This window comes from Coleofasciculus sp. A1-SPW-01, from assembly GCF_040217205.1.
Classification (GTDB): domain Bacteria; phylum Cyanobacteriota; class Cyanobacteriia; order Cyanobacteriales; family Coleofasciculaceae; genus Coleofasciculus; species Coleofasciculus chthonoplastes_A.
Genome location: NZ_JAVJNP010000083.1, coordinates 13,467 through 32,403 on the forward strand (window position 1 = coordinate 13,467; position 18,937 = coordinate 32,403).

Below are 18,937 nucleotides of genomic sequence, written 5' to 3' on the forward strand. Positions count from 1 at the left end.
CGTTTAGACAAGGATGCGCTGTTGGCTAAGGCTGAGAGCCAATTCCGTCACACAGACTGCGATCGCGTTTGTCCAGACTAGGGTTATTCTGGAGATAATCTCGTAGGCGATCGCAACTACGCTCGATGAGCTGATTTGGCTGCAAAAGCTCCATATCCCACAGAATCAGAGTCTTACCATTAATTGCTGAGGCAATGAGTTCATTCTCAGATTTAAATCTCACCTGCCAATCAAAATCCCTAGGTCCCGACAGGGTATTGAGCAAATCACCGTCTCGATTCCAGAGTCTGACGGTTTTATCTTTACTCATTGTGGCAATTTTCTCACCATTTGGGCTAAACACGACTCCGCTAACTTCATCGGTATGACCCTTTTGACCTTCTAAGGTTTCTAGCAACTCGCCGTCTCGATTCCAAAGTCTGACTGTCTTGTCTTTACCCACTGTGACAATCATCTGACCATCTGGGCTAAACGCTACTCCGTTAACTTCACCGCTATGTCCGTTTAGGATTGCCAGTGACTCGCCGTCTCGATTCCAGAGTCTACCCTCGTCGTCCCAACTCGCCGTAGCAATCATCTGACTATCGGGGCTGAACGCTATTCCCTGAACCTGATCACGATGTCCTGCCAAGGTTGTTACCGAAGTGCCATTGAGTGTCCAGAGTTTGACGGTTCTGTCCTTATTCGCCGTGGCAAGGATTTGGTTATCAGGGCTAAAAGCTAGGCTGTTAATATCGTCAGTCTGCCCGACTAGAGTTGCTAGAAGAGTGCCGTCAGCCTGCCAAATTTTTACAGTATTGTCCCAACTGGCTGTAGCAATAAGTGTACCATCTGGGCTGAAAACAACTTTGTAGACGCCAGACTGATGTTCTTTAAGGATTTTTTCCCAAGTATCGTCAGTCTTCCGGAGATTAACAGTGCTGTCTTCACTTGCTGTAGCAATCTTCTTACCATCTGAACTGAAATCTATACTATAGATCTCTTGAGAATGCTTTTTTAGGATTCTTTTATTTAAGCTTTTATCTCGCTTCCATAGTTTGACTGTGTTGTCTTGACTTGCTGTCGCGATCATCTCACCATCAGGGCTAAAGTCTACGCCAAAAACGCCGTCAGTATGCCCTTCTAAGGTTTCGAGTAAGATGCCATCATTACTCCAGATGTTAATCGTTTTATCCCAACTTGTTGTCGCAATTCTATTGCCATTGGGACTGAAATCTACTCGGATCACTCGCTCAGTATGACCGTTGAGTGTATGGAGTAATGTACCATCAATATTCCAGAGTTTAGCTGTATTATCCTGACTCACAGAGGCAATTATATGACCATCAGGGCTGAATGCTACTCCGAAAACGCGATCGCTATGACTCTTGTCTTCTTTTAAGCTTTCATCTGTTTTTAAGGTTTCATCTGTTAGGATACGGAGTAATGTGCCATCCGTAGTTCTCCAGAGTTTGACTGTCCCATCCCAACTCGCTGATGCAATTGTCTCACTATTAGGACTGAATGCTATTCCGTCAATCACATCTTCATGTCCTGTCAAAGTTTTTAGCAATTTGCCATCTTCAGTGTTCCAGAGTTTGATTGTTTTATCTCCACTTGCCGTGGCAATCAGTTTTCCATCGGAGCTAAAAGCTACGCCAAAAACTCCATCACTATGCCCTTTCAAGGTATGTACTAGGGTTGTATACAACTTATCGTCTATCTTGTTTTCCACCTTCCAGAGTTTGACTGTGTTGTCGAAACTTGCTGTGGCAATCATTTGACCATCAGGACTGAACGCTAAATTATTCACTTTACCATTTTCTTTTATAGTATGAACAAACTTGCCGTCAGGCTGCCAAAAGTTAACCGTATGATCAAAACTTGCTGTGGCAATGATATTTTTGACCGGGCTAAAAGCAACTTGGAGAACTGCATCCTTGTGACCTTCGAGGCTGTTATACTCTTGATACTCTTTAAAACCAGAAACAACTCGCTGTAGCATCTGTTCGACTTGCGGCTTAATTTCTGCTTGAGAATTACCTAATTTTTGCATTTCTTTCCATGCACTTACAGCTGTTTTAAGTGCGTCTAATTTTTGATTATCTCCAAAAAGCTTTTCCGATTCAGCTATAGTTCCTTCAACAGTCACTGCGATTTCATTTTGTCGTAGCCGCCATCCTACTATTGGAGTGGCGAAAACTATAAACACGAAACCAGCCACTGTTACAGTTTGTAGAATTCGCAGTTGTCGCCGTAAAAGTTTATCAAGTTGCACTTGAGTCTGGTGGAGTTTTTCTAAAGTATCATCTCCAATTTTTTGGCGAATAAAAGTAACCAGATAATCATGAATTAACTGATAATGATTATCCGGGACACTTTGCCACAGAAAGACTAAACCTGATTCTTTGAGAATTTGCAAGACAACTTTGAGTGTTTTATCTAACCTTAAATCCTTGCCTTTTGATTTGGTCGTCAAATCAAGAGTAAATATATACCTCCAAAAATTATTCCTGAATCCTTCTAGTAGTTTAGACTTTCGGGAAATCTCTAGTAGCTCCAGAATCTCTTTTTTTAAATCCTCCTGAGTTTTCAATGGACGAGTTTTATTTTCATCCGTCAATAAAAACAAAACTAACCAGGCAATCTCTTCATTCTCGCTACCACAGTCTTGAACAACAGATTCCAAATAGCGTTGGACTAATTGTTGTTTAGCTTGAGAGCCAAGCTGCTTATACTGTGCCAGGGTAGTAATTCCTTCGGCTTGCAATTGTGCGCCAACAATCTGTAACTCAATGGGACGGACTTCTCCCTGATTCTTGGAGAGTTCTCGTACTATTTCATCAATCAAAGATGACTCTAAAGAAAATGCCGAACTCTCCGTTAAACTGTGGATTACATTTTTGGCATCTTCTGGTGATAAATTTCCTAATGTATAGAGACAAGTCTTGCCGAGAACATCCTTGTTAACAATTGCCATTGTCTTGAGACGATTACAAGGCAATAAATAATGGATATAATCTTCCCGGATTGACAGAATAACCTTAACAAAACTCATCCTTAAGCATTCAGCGATAAACTCAAAGAAGATTTGCCGTTGCTTCCGTTCTGTGCTAGCAAAGAAAAACTCTTCAAACTGGTCAAAAATTAAAACCGTAAATAAATTCTCCTCTTCATTGCGTTGTAACGCTTCAAGCAGAGTCACAGTGGAATCCGGTGGAGTCGGTAAGCTTATTCCTCGTTGATCAAGTGCCTTAGCTAAGGATTTACCTAACTCCCGACACCAGTCGGTGTAAACTCTTAGGAGAACAGGCAAGCTATCGCGAATACCGATACTGCGACGATTGAGTTCAGGAATTAAACCCGCATTCACCAGAGAACTTTTACCCACACCTGAGGGTCCACAAATCACCGTCAGTTGATGCTGATTGTTACCCATGCGGGCAATCAAATGCTTAACATCCCGTTCTCTTCCTGAAGCGATAATCTCTGGGGCAATTGTTTTTTGTATTCGCGTAACACCAGATTTTGGCTGTCGCTGGGGTTGTAAATTACCAGCACCAATAAATGCCCGAAATCCAAACTGTTGCTCGATGGAACGCTGATATTGTTTAACCTCAAAAGCCTGGAGATAATCTTGTTGCTCAAAATAGAGCGATCGCAATTCCTCAAGAATCTGAATGTAAAGCTGCGGATTGTCCTCTGGATCACCATTTTTTGCCGCTTCTAGTGTCTCCAACGCCTCTTGAATCTGCCCCAGTTGTCGCAAACTTTGTGCCAATACCAGCAGATGTAACCCCCGATACTGCTGTTGTTCACTGGGGAGACGATTGACAATTTCCAGGGCTTTTTCCGACAGTTCCTTCGCCTCAGTCGGTTTGGGCGGCTTCTGTTTGAGTGCGACTTCTGCCAAAAAGCTGTAATCTTGAGCCAATTCTAGGCTCATCCCATACCTTTCGTGCAGTGGTTTGAATTGATTTGTCAGCTTCTGTAATTTGTCCCAATTCTTAAGCTGTCGCAGTACCTTGCCCAATTCATTGCTAAACTTAGCCACTAAATCCTGCCGCTGTGCCTGTTTAAACCGTTCCAGACATTGTTGTAAATAAGGTAAGGCTTCTTCACAGAAAAAACAGTTATCTGAGCGACACAGTTTTCCGGTGCGGGAATAACACAAGCCAATGTGAAACAGTAGCACTCCTTGTCGCTCTAATAAGCAGGGGGTAGGATTATCCTGAGTTGTGGACTCCCAAAAGTCTAGACTGTTTTGGTAATAGGTTAATGCTTGTTCCAGTTGACCGACGACAAACGCATCTCGCCCCTGCACAAATTGCCAGCAAGCTTCGAGTTCTGGTGACAATGGCAGATTATAGCGCTTCAAATCTGCGATCGCACATTTAATTTCTGAGAGATAGCGCCAGCCAAAGATAGCTTCATTGGAGAGGAAGCGATTAGCCCCTGCATTTAGAACTGCTTTAAAAAGTTGCCTCACCCGCTTGTGGAGAATGTCTTGCAACTCTTGCGGCGTAATCGTTAATTCAGTCAGGGTTCCCCAATTTTTTAAATCAGGCGCAATCCGTGTCAGTTGCTGGGAAATGGAATCATTAATCCATATCAATACTGGGAAGGGGCAATGCTGGCGAAACTCCTCTCGCACTGAATTCATTGAACTCAGCAATTGCTTAATCTCCCGCACTGACTCTATGCCTAAAACCATTAAAGCTGAAGGCTGTTCATCTCCTAATTGCTCACGAATTGTAGCGTAGAGCCTAGTTACTGATGGTTCGAGGACAAGGGTTCGCATCTCTGGATAACGTTGACGCAGCCGCCGCACCATCTGTTGTTGTAAGAGTGCATAGTTACAGTGAACCCAAATTAGGGAAAATTCCCCTTCGGACATGGAAATTGCCCACGTTAGATCCTCTAATGACTGCTCGCTAGGGGAAAGATTTTTCCGAGAAGAGTAAGATTCAATCATGACTGTAATTCCTTTGCCTCTGCCAAAATTGGATTAATATCAAACCAGTACCCATCGTCATCTCGGTACTCATAGACAAACAGGCTGCGGATTAGAGTTTTATAGTCTTGAGCGCCTGCTACCTTTTTGTGTTGGGCAACTTGTCGCAGTAATTCCCACTCGGTATCAATAACGGCTAAAACCGCATCATTACGATGTTCTCGAATTACCTCTTCTAGACAGTCGCGACAAATGGGTAATCCTTTTTGTTTTTTAATCGAGTCATTTAATAGCCGCAGTAAATTCCGCACATGACCGCCACTAATTTGACACAAACGATCTAATGTTGCAGGATGATCAAAAACCTCGGTGATCCGATTAAGACGGTCTGGCTCATTCAAATCAGGAAATGCTCTTGCCAGCACCATTTGTCGCAGTCGCTTCATTCCTTCAGCACATTCTGTTCCATCCCGCAATCGCACGGGGATCATCGGTAACACCTGAGGATTGACCAAAAATCGCTCCACTAAAGTACCAAAGTCCTTGGAGAACCGTAACGCCAAGGGCATGGTATAAATAACATGACAATTCAGTTGACGTAACTGTTGACCTCGGTCTACAAATAAATATTCTTGTTGCGGTCGTCCAAAGGGTTTGGGAGTATTACTGATGCGGTCAAGATTATCGACGATTACCACCAATCCCTTTTTCCCTTTTGCTCTCAGCTGTTCCTGTCCCGGTTCTAATAATTCGGAGTTAATTGCCTCTAAAATTCCCTTGGTTTGCGGTTCCAGATAGCTTCTTAACTTATTCCGTAACTCAGGAGACGCCTTCGCCTTGGCTGAAATCTTGCCAATTAAAGGTGCAATTAGGGAAAGTCCTTCCTCAGAGGATAGGCTGACTTTGCCAATTCCGGGAATACCAACATCCACGGAGAACTCTTCTTCAATTTTCCCGGTAATCTTACCCACTCCCAGTACTGAAGCTTCGGCAGATAATTCAATTTCCGTTTGCAACAGTTTACTGACTTGCTGTAGCCTGGTCTTGAGACTGCTTGATTCTTCAAGCTTCAGGGTATCGAGACTATTACTCACCTGGCGAGCGATGGCTAGCAAAATATCGCTAATATCGACATCCTCAAACTCTAGGTCTTGATCAGACACAAAGTAAACTACATGAAACCCGCGATATTCCAACTCTGCTTTTAGGCGTAACAATTCTGTAGATTTGCCACAACCAATATGCCCAGTGAAGAGCTGACAGGTTGGCGTATCCGGTGACCATAAGGTGATATTTTCCCGTAACTCTTCAATCACCTGACCACCACGCACCACAGAAAAATCAATGTAATACTTATAGTCTGCTTCTGCGTTGTTCAAAAACAAGGTTTTGCCAGGATTTGTGGCTTGAAAAAAACTCCGTAAATCCAGCATCATAACAATATCAATTCATTGTAGGAAGGTATTTCAATGTAGGTGTAATACTTTGAAATACCACCTTGTAATTTAACATCACTAATATATAACTTGTCAAGATTTTTATAAAACTATAGTTTTTTTAAGGAATTATTGGGGTTGGTGTTGTCATTGGTTGGGTTGATAGCAGCTTGCAACGGCGTGAGGTACTTTATTTCGTCCTTTATCTGAGGATAGAACGGATGAAGGGAACATGAGTTTCTAATTCATCTTTCTTAAAACCAATGTTGCTGACTTACGGGTTGGTAGTAAAGGATGCAATCGCTTCTGGTCTGCTTTGTGCTAACTACGAATCTGTGTTAAGTCCATGTCATTCTTCTTAAAACTCAGTCATATTACAAAAAAAGTCCGCGCTAGCCTAGCTTGCCGTAGGCTAACGCAGACTGGACTATAAAAGGGGGGGGGCAACCCAGGTTTGGTATAAAATTACACTCCCATGGGGAAGGTTTCGGGTGCTTCACCTCGATCCCATCGAGGCGTGCGTTCTAAGGGTTCGACGGCGCGAGTCTCGTCAAAATGGATAATTGCATCAAACTGTTCCGGTAATCGCGCCTGGAAATAATGGCTGACGCGCTCAGTTTGGGGCAGATAAATCACCCCGATCGCACGTTCTAAACGCGGCTTGTGTAACCCTTGCACGGCGGGGTTTTGCTCCTGTAAGTTCAGCCAAAAGTTCGGCTGTCCGGTTTGATGAAACAAGGCTTCATAACTTTCCGGTAATGCCCGACGCACTTGCTTGCGTTCCGCTGATGCACCCCAGTTGGATGCGGCGGTAACGGTTCCGGTGTAGGTACTAAAGCCAATCAGGAAGGCATCATCCTGGTATTGCTGACGCACCAGTTGACCGACATTTAGTTCCCCCGCCGCGCCCATATCGGTGGCTCTAGCGTCGCCGAGGTGGGAGTTATGTTCCCAAACTACAACCTTCGTGGGTTGACCCTGTTGCTCAAAGTGAGTCACCAATTGGTTCAGGGTTTCCGCCATGTGGCGATCGCGTAAATTCCAGGAGGAAATTCGACCCCGAAACATGGAACGATAGTATTCTTCGGCATTCTTAATCAGTCGGGCATTCTGTTCGGCATAGAAAAACTCATCTTCAGGAATCCGCCCATCCCGTTGGGCATAATCTGCCGCACGGCGTCGTAAATCTACCAGTTGGTCAACCACCTCATTTTCACAGGGTTGATTCATGCCAATGCTGGTTGCATATCCGTAGGTTTGGGTATCTTCACCAAAGTGATCGAAACAGGAGTAACGGTAACGCGCATGGGCGGCGGCTTCTGGATCAATGGTATCCAGATACTTGAGAACGGCTTCGATTGAGGTATAGAGGCTGTAGAGATCTAACCCATAAAACCCGGCTTTCGTGGCATCCTGCGGTAAGGCGTCATTGTACTCTCGCAGCCAACCGACAAAATTTAATACATCGGCATTGCGCCACATCCAAGTGGGGAAGCGTTGGAAATCTGCTAATGCGTCGATACTGTCGGGATCATCACTAACACCTCGAACGTAGCGATTAATCCGATAAGCATCGGGCCAATCGGCTTCAACGGCGACAGCCGTGAATCCCTTTTCTTGGATCAGCCGTTTGGTGATTTCTGCCCGTTGTTGATAAAATTCGTGGGTGCCGTGGGAGGCTTCGCCGATGAGGACAAAACGAGCATCCCCGATTTGATCGAGTAGGGCATTATAGTCTGATGATGTCCCGGAAATAGGATGTGCGGCTTGACGCACAGCATCGGTAAGTTTAGTTTTTGTAGGCATGATAATTTTATAATCTATAACGTCTGAGCAATTGATCGGATTTTGTGGATCACTTATTTGTGGGTTGGGTTGAGGTAGGAAACCCAACGATAGTGAGGCAGGGCGGGTTTTGTTGTTTCGTTATTGGTGGATATCTGAATTGAGTCCCTAAACCCGCCCCTACAATTGTCCCTAAACCCGCCCCTACAATTGTCCCTAAACCCGCCCCTACAATTGTCCCTAAACCCGCCCCTACAATGTCCCTAAACCCTTACAAATGACGAATGACAAATGACGATCCCTTTAATTGTCCCCACCTACTTAAGCTCTAGTCGGTTGTTGACTGGCTGCACGCTCTATCAAGTCACGTACTTCTTGGTCAGTGGTTTGGTCAAATTTGTCGTACCACAGACCGACGGCGTGGAACGGTTGCGGTGTTTCACTACAGATGATTTTGTCTACCTTGACTTTAAACTCCTTGCAGGTTTCTGGCGCAGCAACGGGGACAGCGGCAACGATTTTCTTTGGGTCATGCTGTCGCAAGGCAACGGCAGCGGCGTGCATTGATGCGCCTGTCGCTAAACCGTCATCCACTAAAAGTACGGTGCGATCGCGTAACTCCAGAGGCGGCAGATCCCCTCGGTAAGCCTTTTCCCGCCGTTCTAATTCTTGTTGCTCTTTTGCCGCTACTTGGTCAATCGCTTGCTCGGATACACCCAGCGATCGCACTACGTCCTTGTTTAAAATGCGGGTACCACCACTGGCGATCGCACCCATGGCTAATTCTTCGTGACCCGGTGCGCCTAATTTGCGAACCAGCCACACATCTAGAGGCGCATTGAGTCCTCTCGCTACTTCATACGCCACCGGTACACCCCCACGGGGTAATCCCAAGACAATCACATCGGGGCGGTTGGCATACTCTTTCAGATCGCTGGTGAGTCTTTGACCTGCTTCTTTTCTAGTTTTGAAAAGCATAATTATTCTAGTTTGTAAATTTTAGACAACTAATTTTAGTCAGTGAATTAAGTTGAAACTGTTCCCTGTTTCCTCGTCTTTTAGATTAGATCGCTAGGTGCCATAAATTCGTCAACCTACAGATAGATACCTGAACAACTCAAAACCCTAGCTAATTTCCTTCGCAAGATCCATGTCATTTAAGGAAATTTTTCTTGGCTGTTGCGATCGCGGTTTGATCGGAATCTCGATTATGAACGTTGTCCCTTTCCCTGGGGTGGACAGGCAACTGAGTTGCCCCTGGTGTTTTTCAACGATAATTTGGTAGCAAATGGATAAACCCAAACCTGTACCACTGCCCACGGGTTTTGTTGTAAAAAATGGATCAAAGATTTGCGGTTGCACCTCCTCAGAAATGCCAATTCCATTGTCAGTAATGCGGATGATCACAACGTCGGTCTGCTGGTTTCCATTTTTCGGGGGTGGTTGTTGGTGAGCATCAGCGACTTCGGTGCTGATCCTAATTACTCCAGGTGACGAGTGACTTTCTATGGCATCAAGAGCATTAACAAGTATATTCATAAACACCTGATTCAATTGATTCGCATAACAAGTCACTGGGGGGAGTTGACCATACTCTTTAATCACCTGAATTTCCTGTCGATTTCCAGGGCTTTTGAGTCGATGCTGTAAAATGAACAGGGTACTGTCTATCCCTTGATGAATATCCACCGACTTCAGGTCAGCTTCATCGAGTCGAGAAAAGTTCTTTAGGGAAAGAATAATCTGATGAATCCGCTCTGACCCTTCTTGGATAGAATTGAGCAGTTTATGCCAATCTTCTTGGATAAATTGTAAGTCAATGGCTTCCGCTATATCTTGAATAGATGAAGAGGGATTGGGATAAGTTTCTTGATAGATATTAATCAGCCGCAGCAAATCATTAAAGTATTGACGACCAATGGTAAGATTGCCCACAATAAAAGAAACTGGATTATTAATTTCGTGAGCTATTCCCGCAATCATTTGCCCCAGACTGGACATTTTTGCCGTTTGCACAAGCTGGGATTGGGTGCGTTTTAATTCTTCGAGGGTGCGTTGGAGTTGATGCGCTCGTTCTCGTTCGCGTGCTTCTGATTGTCGTAGGGCGGTTTCGGCTTTTTGGCGTTGGGTGATATCTAAGGCGGTGCCGAAGAGTTTAATTACCCGATGGTGTTGATCAAAAATGGGTTCAATTCTTACCTCAAGATGCCGAACGGTTGTGCGATTTTTCGGTACAATCTGAAAGTCTAATTCGTAGCAGAGTCCTTGCTCAATGGCTTGCTTGACTGTTTCCTCGAATTCCGAGCAGTCATCGGGATGAATGAAGTCTAGGAGTTGTTGATAAGTGGGTTCCGTGTGATTGGGTTCCAGACCAAAAATCCGAAACAGTTCTGCTGACCAAATAATTTGATTCGTGATTACATCAAATTCCCAATTACCAATATGAGCAATCCGTTGAGCTTGAGCCAGATTTTCTTCTGAGAGGCGCAGTTTTTCTTCCGCCTGCTTGCGCGTGGTAATATCAATGCCAAAGGATTGAACTTCTATAACTTGTCCTTGTTCGTCCAGAATGGGTTGATCTTTCCACTTAAACCAATGAAGTTTCCCCTGATGAGAAATCATGATATGTTCCGAGGTTTCTGGACATTCGTGGTTGACAAGCAATTTGACAAAATCACTGATCTGGTCTTCAATAAAATCAGGCAGTAAATCTACATATTTAGTGCCAATCAGTTCTGTTTGAGACTTAGCAAAAAAACGACAGTAAGACTGATTGACAAACGTGAGGGTGGTATCCGGTTTCCAGCGACAGACGAGGACTTGTTCCTGAAATTCTACCAGTTCTCGATAGCGGATTTCGCTTAAACGCAATGCCTCTTGTGCTTGTTGACGTTCTGTGATATCACTGGCTGTACCGGTTATACCGACAACCTGACCCTGGTCATCAACCACGGCGATCGCGTTGAGTAATAATTGAATGGGTTCCCCTGCTTTAGTGAGATGGGTGGTTTCATATTGGAACACCGATTGTCCCTGAAGTAAACGCTCAAAAAGATTGATATCCGCTTCGCGACGTTCCGGTGACAGAAACTCGGTAAACGAATGTCCCAGCATTTCCTCTGGAGAGTAGCCATAAAGGTGGTGTACAATCGGATTAACAAAGGTGTAAGTTCCATCCCGATTAATCGACCAAATCAAGTCTTGTGACGCTTCAACCAGATGGCGATATTTTTTTTCACTCTCACTCAGGGCAATTTCTACCTGCTGGCGTTCCTGAATTTCTTGTTGCAGTTGGATATTTTGTTCGGTTAGCTGCTTTTGTAACCGTTGCAGACGCAGTTGACTCTCCACCCGCGCTAACACTTCTTGCACTTGAAACGGTTTAGTAATGTAATCGACGCCACCGACTTCAAAGGCTTTTACTTTATCAAAGGTTTCATTTAAACCACTTAAAAAAATGACCGGAATGTTCTGGGTTTTCGGAGAGGCTTTCAACTGTTGGCAAACTTGATAGCCGTCCATATCCGGCATGATAATATCCAGTAAAATCAAATCGGGGGGATTGTTAGCAATAGATTTCAGCGCCAGTCTACCAGTGGGAATGATCCGGATTTTGTACCCTTGTGCGCTTAACATCTCGGTTAACAGGTGCAAATTATCCGGGGTATCATCAATCGTTAGTATTGTCCCTTTGTATAGAGGAATTGACTCCAGAGTCATCGTCTTCATCTGTAGGTGGTTTGGTCAAAGCTAATAGGTACTCGAATTGAAATTCATGAGTTAAAGTAGAGAGAGAATTGGCTAAGGATTCATCGCGATCGCGGATGCCCTCGATGAGGCTCAACATCTTATCAAAATCCCCTTCAATTGTGGCTTGATGGAGCGATATTCGCCACTCCCTCGGTAAATCAGCCAAATCCGTTGGCGTCAAGGTAATGGTTATCGGGGATTCGGGAATCTTGGGTAGCATGTCAGACAGCTCAAAATTTGCAGTATCCCGAATGTGAGTAGACTGGCTTTTGGTTAAGTCTAATAGGTTTTCCAGCAGTTCCAGCAAATGCTTACCCGCACTATAGATAATTCCTACATTTTTCTGATCCTCGGATGAGAGAGATTGAGAACGGTGCATCAGTTGAGCAAACCCGAGAATCGCGTGGAGTGGTGTTCTAAATTCATGGTTTAAATTAGCTAAGAAAGCACGTTTAACTTGGTTAGCGGCGGCGGCTTCGTCTTTGACTTGTTGCAGTTGTTCTTCTAACTTGGCATATTGGCAGAGGTTTTGCTGCAATTGCTCATTGATTTGACTTAACTCCTGGGTTCGCTCATCCACTTGTTGACGCAAAAGTTCAACTGTGGCATACATTTCTATGGGGTTCAGCGCTTCTAGGATTGTACTTTGGGTAATGATTCCGGCGAGTCTTCCAGCTTCGTCTACAACCACTAAACGACGAATTTTATGGCGTTTCATCATTTCATTCGCCAACATCATTGAATCATCGATTTTAATCGGAAGCAGTGGGGTACTCATCACGGTTTCCGCCGACGTTATCGCAAAATTAATTCCCATTTTTTGGAACTGAATAATATCGCGTTCTGTAATAATTCCCTGGGGAACAATATCTGCGTTATTTTGGGTTTTAGTAATCACGATGCAGCTTTTTTTATGGGTCAGCATTTGCTGAGTAATTTCTAGGAGAGACGCCATGACAGAATTCTGAATCACCTGAGACGTCATCACATCTGCCACTCGTTTAAACTTTAATAAGTCAGTCGGTTGAACAACCTCTCGAATGGTTTTAGGCGTAATCACTCCAATAATTTCACCCCCTTTATCGATGACAGGTAAATGACGAATATGATGCTGGCGTAGCAGGTAAAGAATGGAAAAAATGCCTTGATCTTGGTCAATAGAAACGGTGATCGGATCAGGCGTCATCACCGATTGAATGCTTAAGTTTTCCAGGGATAGCTGCTGGGCAGCGATGCGGACAAAATCCCGTTCCGTGAAAATACCCACTAACCGTTTTTCTTGGACGACTAATACATAACTACTCTGATGTTCATTGAGCCGATTAATAACCTCCGTTACCCGCATCTGGGGAGTAACGATTAGGGGATGGCGATCAATAGATTTTGATTGCGATAATTGTGCCAAGAGAGGACTGAAAGATGACATTTTTCCGTTTTATTAGGATTTTTAAAGCCAATTAGTTTAATTGTAATCTATATCGTCATTCGTCATACTCACTTCCGAAAAGTCTTAAGTAGAATAGCACTGAAATAAGCATTTGGGGAGCGCAAAAACCATTTATCTATCGTAGGGTGGGCATTGCCCACCAGCCTTAAGTCAGTGACATTCGTCTTAAGTAGAATGTCACTGACTTAAGCTGGGTTCGTAGTAGGCACTTTAGTGCCAGAAGCGCTAAAGCGCTTACTACAAACTCTAAAGTCAGTGCCATTCGTCTTAAGTAAGAGTTTGAGCAAGGAAAAAGTCGCCAAGGGATAAACAAAATAATTGAGTTATACAATTCAAATAGACCAACTATATAACATGTCGCTCAGTCAAGGTAAGTCGTTGGACAAAAGAAAAGGGGAATGCATAAAGTTTTGTAAATCGCCCTCAAACCCTTACTGTTCCCTGTTCCCTAATCTCAACCGTTAACTTTAATTGTGTCTACCCACTTATTAGGTTAGAATTTGTTCACGACTGATTTAGACGAGATCAGGGTTTCACATTTCGTTATCATTTCATGATTCAGACTCCTTACTTACCCAAGGTTCAGTAATATCGAGTAATCGTTCAAACTGAAAATCATGAGCCAAGTAGGTTAGAGTCTTGGCTAAGGTTTTATCCTGATCCTGGATTTTATTGATCAAGCTTAACATCTCCTCAAAATCTCCCTCAAGGGTAGCTTGGTGCAACGAGGCTAACCAATCAGTAGGAAACATAGCCAAATCATCCGATGTTAAGACAACAGTCTCCGTTGGCATAGGCGTTTCTTCTGGTTCATCATAGATAAAGCTGATTCCCAGATGTTGGTTTATGGCTGCAAACAAATCAGATTCGTGAAACGGTTTGGCAATGAAATCCGCGCAACCCACCTCTAAGGCTTTTAACCGTTCTTCTTCTATTACACTAGCACTTAGGGCAATGATGATTGGGGATGTAGAGACGTAGCATGCTACGTCTCTACACTGTCGAATGTGTTGGGTAACAGCGTAGCCATCCATTCTCGGCATTCGCAAATCCATTAAAATTAAATCAGGTTGCCAATTCTGCCAAATCTCAATCGCCTCTTCACCATTACTCGCCGCTTGGAGTTCAAACCCCAAGGGATTCAGCAATTGCATTAATAGTTGACGGTTTTCCCCTTGATCATCCACAATCAAAATTCGATAGTGGGGTTGATTTGGGGCAAGGGCAATGACGCGACGTGAAGTCGTTTGAGGTGTGCTAGAAGTCACCTGGGTTTCCTTTGCCTGAATATCAAACGTAAAGGTTGTTCCCTGGCTAACTTGGCTTTCAACTCTGATTTCCCCACCCATCAGTTGGATAAACTTGCGCGTAATCGGCAATCCTAAACCCGTTCCACTCTGGGATTGAACTCCGCTTTGGCTTTGCACAAACGCTTCAAAAATACTCTCTAATTCATCCGCCGCAATACCGCATCCGGTATCTTTAATTTCAAAATAAAGCGTCATTCGTCCGTCGTCATTTGTCCGTTGTTGAGTAACCGTCACAACCACACTACCGGCTGAGGTAAATTTAACCGCATTACTCACGAGATTAATTAAGACTTGACGTAACTTAATTTCATCAGTTTGGATTGTGGCAGGAACATCCGCCGCCCAGTTAAACCGTAATTGTAACCCTTTCTCATTTACTTTGAGTCGAAACATATCTTCAACTTCACCCAAAAGATGATGCAGGTTAAACGTAGTTTCATTCAACGTAATACGTCCAGCCTCAATTTTGGATAAATCTAAAACTTGGTTAATTAGCGTCAGTAAATGTTCTCCACTATGGTGAATAATCCGTAGATTGTCTTGGTATTGCTGGGGAAGAGTGACACTATTACTCATCAGTTGAGCAAATCCCAAAATGGCATTTAGAGGACTTCGCAATTCATGACTCATATTTGCCAGGAATGTACTTTTTGCCCGATTCGCGGCATCGGCGGCTTCTTTTGCCTCTTGTAAGGCAATTTCAGCTAACTTGCGTTCGGTAATATCGGTATTCGTGCCAATCATGCGGATACCCTTCCCTTGGGCATCTCGGATGGCTTGTCCCCGGACGACAATCCAACGAATTGAACCGTCTTTGTGCATTATCCGATGTTCAACCCGGTACTCTGAGGTTTCTCCGGCTAAATGTGCCTGGGTTGCGGTTAGGAACGTGGACTGATCATCGGGATGAATTAAGATAATCCAATCGTTAAAGTTATTAGCAATTTCTGTCTCATCGTAACCGAGAATTGCCTTAATTATGGGGTCAATATAAAATTTATTCGTCTCTAGATTCCATTCCCAAACCCCTACCTTTGCCGCACGAGTAGCTAACTCATAGCGCTGTTCACTCTCTTGTAAGGCGGCTTCCATCTGTTGGCGTTCGGTGATGTCTGTAGCGGTACCGAGAAGCTGGTTAACCCTACCGTCAGCAGTTCTAGCAAAGGGAGTTTCTCGACCCAAAAGTGTGCGCCATTCTCCATTGGCATCTCTGACGCGGTACTCGATTTCAAAGATTTCTCCATCCGCCGCGTTTTGGACTTGTTGAAAATAGGCAGGTAATCGGGCTAAATCCTCTGGATGAATCAGAGTTGGCAGAACATTTGCACCCATAGCTTGAATTTGTTCTGTAGTATAGCCTAGAAACACTGCCATTTCCCGGTTGGCGTAGATATTGCGTTGTTCATTCAGGTCAAAAATATATAAAAGATTGGGAGAGGCTTCAGCAATTCGTTGCACAAAATGCTGACTTTCTCGTAGTGCAGCTTCGGCTTGTTTGCGTTCAGTAATATCGCGAACAATGCCAATTCTTTCTCCTCCGGGTAATAATGTAACCGAGACTTCATGGGGAAATGTGCTACCATCACGGCGTAAACCTTGAGCTTCGGTGCGGCAATATCCCTGCTCTAACAATAAGGGTATAGATTCCGCCAGCAGCCGTTGATATTCGCTAATATCGTACAGCGTCTGCCAATTTTGACCTAGGAGTTGGGCAGCACTATCATAACCAAAGATTTGGGCGTGCGCCTGGTTAAGACAGACATACTCTCCCCGCTGATTCAAAATTGCAATCCCATCGGTAGCGGCTGACATGGCGGCGGCTTGCAACTGTAAGGTTTTCTCAACCTGTTTGCGATCGCTAATATTAAAGCTAGTACCAATCAGTCGATAAATTCGCGAGTTGCTATCCCGCAGAGGGGTTAAATTGGTAATCCACCAGGTTTCTTTTCCCTGAATCTGTAGGCATTCTTCATAGCTCATTCGTTCTCCCGCTGCAACACAGGCATGATACCGTTGAGACACTGCCTGTGCCGTTTCTGGAGTTAATGCTTCTTGCGGAGTCTTACCGCTTAGTTCTGAGGAGAGAAGACCAGACATCCGTTCATGGGTGGGATTAATACTAACATAACAGAATTCGCCATTTTCGAGAACATCCACGATAAAAACAGCCGTTTCAATCCCGTCATAGATACTGCGTAAAAAGGTTTCTCGTTCTCTGAGGGATTCCTCGGCTTGCTTACGTTCGGTGATATCCTGAACGACAACCATACCCGCCATAATTTCTCCAGCATCATTTTGCACTGCCCGAGTTTGTACCAGATGAATGCAATGGCGATAGGGTATTTCCAGGGTTTTTTCTATCCCCGCCAAAGCATCACGATACAGCGGTTCAACCAGCGCACATTCTGGTTCCGATAAAGCCTCCCAAATTGTTTGTCCTTCTAATACATTCCGACTATATCCTGAACCTGACTTGCCTAAACTTTGACCATCGGCAACCAAATAACGTAAATTATGATCAAACAAGAAAATTGCCCCATTGGGGAAATGTTTTGCCATGGTACGGTACAGTTGTTCACTGTTGCGTAATTCAATTTCTGCTTGCTTGCGATCGCTGATATCAATTACCGTACCAATCACCTGCTTAACAGTACCATCTGAGGTTCTAGCGAATACCGTTTCTCGACCAAATAAGGTATGCCATTTCCCGTGGGAATCCTGCATCCGGTACTCTATCTCTAAAATTTCTCCATCCGCCGCCGTCGCCAGCTTTTGTAACTGTTCTGAGGCGATAGTGACATCATCGGGGTGCAACAAGCTGGAGATAAACGTTTCGCCCATGGCTTGAATTTGTTCGGGTGTATAACCCAGAATTGTGGTAATTTCTTGGTTGCTGTAGATATTCCGATTTTCAATCAGATCATAAATATATAAGCAATAGGGTGAAGCCGCTGCAATTTGTTCAATAAAATGTTTACTTTGGCGCAGTTGTTCCTCGGCTTGTTTTTGAGCGCTACTATCAATACTGACACCCACATAGCCGATGGGATTTCCTTGGTGATCTCGAATTAGGGTATTCGTGGCATAAACTGGAAACGTGCTACCATCTTGGCGTTGAACGGTAAATTCCCCCTCCCAATAACCGTTTTCTTGTACACCCGCTAAAATTTCCTGCGCCAGGGCTTTATCTTGGGGGAGTACGGTAACATCAAGAATGGATTGACCGAGTATGGTTTCGGGATTGAGTTGATAGATACGCTGAGCAAATTGATTGGTGTAGATAATGGTTCCAGCTAAATCGGTGGCAATCACAGCGTTACTGACTTGATCCAGTAGAGAGGCTTGAAAGGCAATTTGGGCTTCCGCTTGTTTGCGATCGCTAATATCGCGGATGATAGAAAGGATCTCCTGGTTACTACAGGGAACAATACGGGCTTCATAATCCCGCCATTGATTCTTGATCTGGAGTTGATAGTCGAGTTGTTGCACTTCACCCGATACCAAGCTTTCCTGATAAGCCGCCCTAATTTTCTGGGCTATGTCTAGGGGGAAAACATCTTCCGGTTTTTTGCCTAAAAAATCCTGGGCTTGGGCGAATGAGGGGATAGTCGGTGCGGGTTTAAAATCGATAAACGTACCATCCGCCTGGGAACAGAAAATCATATCCGGAATCGCCGCCAGTAGCGCCTGATTTCGGGCTTGGCTATGGCGTAATTCTTCGGTTTGTTCCGCCACCTGTTGCTCTAATTTCTGATTATAATCGGCTAGAATCTGCTCAGGCGGCTGACGTTCACTGATATCAACAAACGCCGCGATCGCATGAGTCAGAGTTCCCTGACAATCATAGATAGGGGCGCCCCAAGCTTCGAGGGAAATTGTGCGATCGCGGTGACGGATTTCCATATCATCAACTCGTACCCGTTTCCCTTGTAACGCTTGCCATAGGGGATGGCGATTCCGGGGATAAAATTCATCGGTTCCCGCCTGATAAATCCGATAGGTTTCAATGAATTGATCCGCCGTCACTGACTCAACCCCCCCTTGACCCAAAATTTGCTTACCGATTTGATTTACATAGTCAGGTTTCCCATCAGCTTCTGACACAAAAATACCCACAGGTACAGCATCAAGAATTTGTTTGAGGCGATGTTCACTCTCTTGGAGTTGGGCAATTAATACGGCTTGGTCTCGATTGGCGTGGTTGAATCCTTGATTCATTGCAGTTGCGCTGTTTTTTGAGGCAAGTCTTGGTCTTAATTATAGCGTCGCCGCGTTT

At 44.4% G+C, this 18,937-nt stretch carries 7 protein-coding genes; all 7 read right to left on the minus strand.

Annotated features, from left to right (window positions below):
• Positions 1–25 precede the first annotated feature (25 nt).
• The 7 genes from RH949_RS12535 to RH949_RS12565 all read right to left on the minus strand — a co-directional run bounded on the left by RH949_RS12535 (position 26) and on the right by RH949_RS12565 (position 18,879).
• Positions 26–4,954: a WD40 domain-containing protein gene (locus RH949_RS12535; protein ID WP_446353489.1), complete on the minus strand. Its 4,929-nt coding sequence runs from the start codon at positions 4,952–4,954 to the stop codon at positions 26–28.
• Positions 4,951–6,369 carry an ATP-binding protein gene (locus tag RH949_RS12540; protein WP_446353491.1) on the minus strand — a complete coding sequence of 473 codons (1,419 nt, stop codon included), beginning with the start codon at positions 6,367–6,369 and terminating at the stop codon, positions 4,951–4,953. Before RH949_RS12540 ends, RH949_RS12535 begins: the two co-directional genes overlap by 4 nt.
• 465 nt (positions 6,370–6,834) lie before the next feature.
• Positions 6,835–8,175: an erythromycin esterase family protein gene (locus tag RH949_RS12545; RefSeq protein ID WP_446353493.1), complete on the minus strand. Its 1,341-nt coding sequence runs from the start codon at positions 8,173–8,175 to the stop codon at positions 6,835–6,837.
• A 300-nt stretch (positions 8,176–8,475) separates the two neighbouring features.
• Positions 8,476–9,132, minus strand: a complete 657-nt coding sequence (locus RH949_RS12550) for a phosphoribosyltransferase (RefSeq protein WP_006101724.1) — start codon at positions 9,130–9,132, stop codon at positions 8,476–8,478.
• Positions 9,133–9,279: 147 nt separating this feature from the next.
• Positions 9,280–11,874, minus strand: a complete 2,595-nt coding sequence (locus RH949_RS12555; RefSeq protein WP_446353495.1) for a PAS domain S-box protein — start codon at positions 11,872–11,874, stop codon at positions 9,280–9,282.
• Positions 11,825–13,330, minus strand: coding sequence for a CBS domain-containing protein (locus RH949_RS12560; RefSeq protein ID WP_446353497.1), 1,506 nt, complete (start codon positions 13,328–13,330; stop codon positions 11,825–11,827). The genes RH949_RS12555 and RH949_RS12560 overlap by 50 nt, the downstream gene beginning before the upstream one ends.
• Before the next feature lie 572 nt (positions 13,331–13,902).
• Entirely contained in the window at positions 13,903–18,879 is a 4,977-nt protein-coding gene (locus tag RH949_RS12565) for a PAS domain S-box protein (protein ID WP_446353498.1), read from the minus strand.
• Positions 18,880–18,937: the final 58 nt, after the last annotated feature.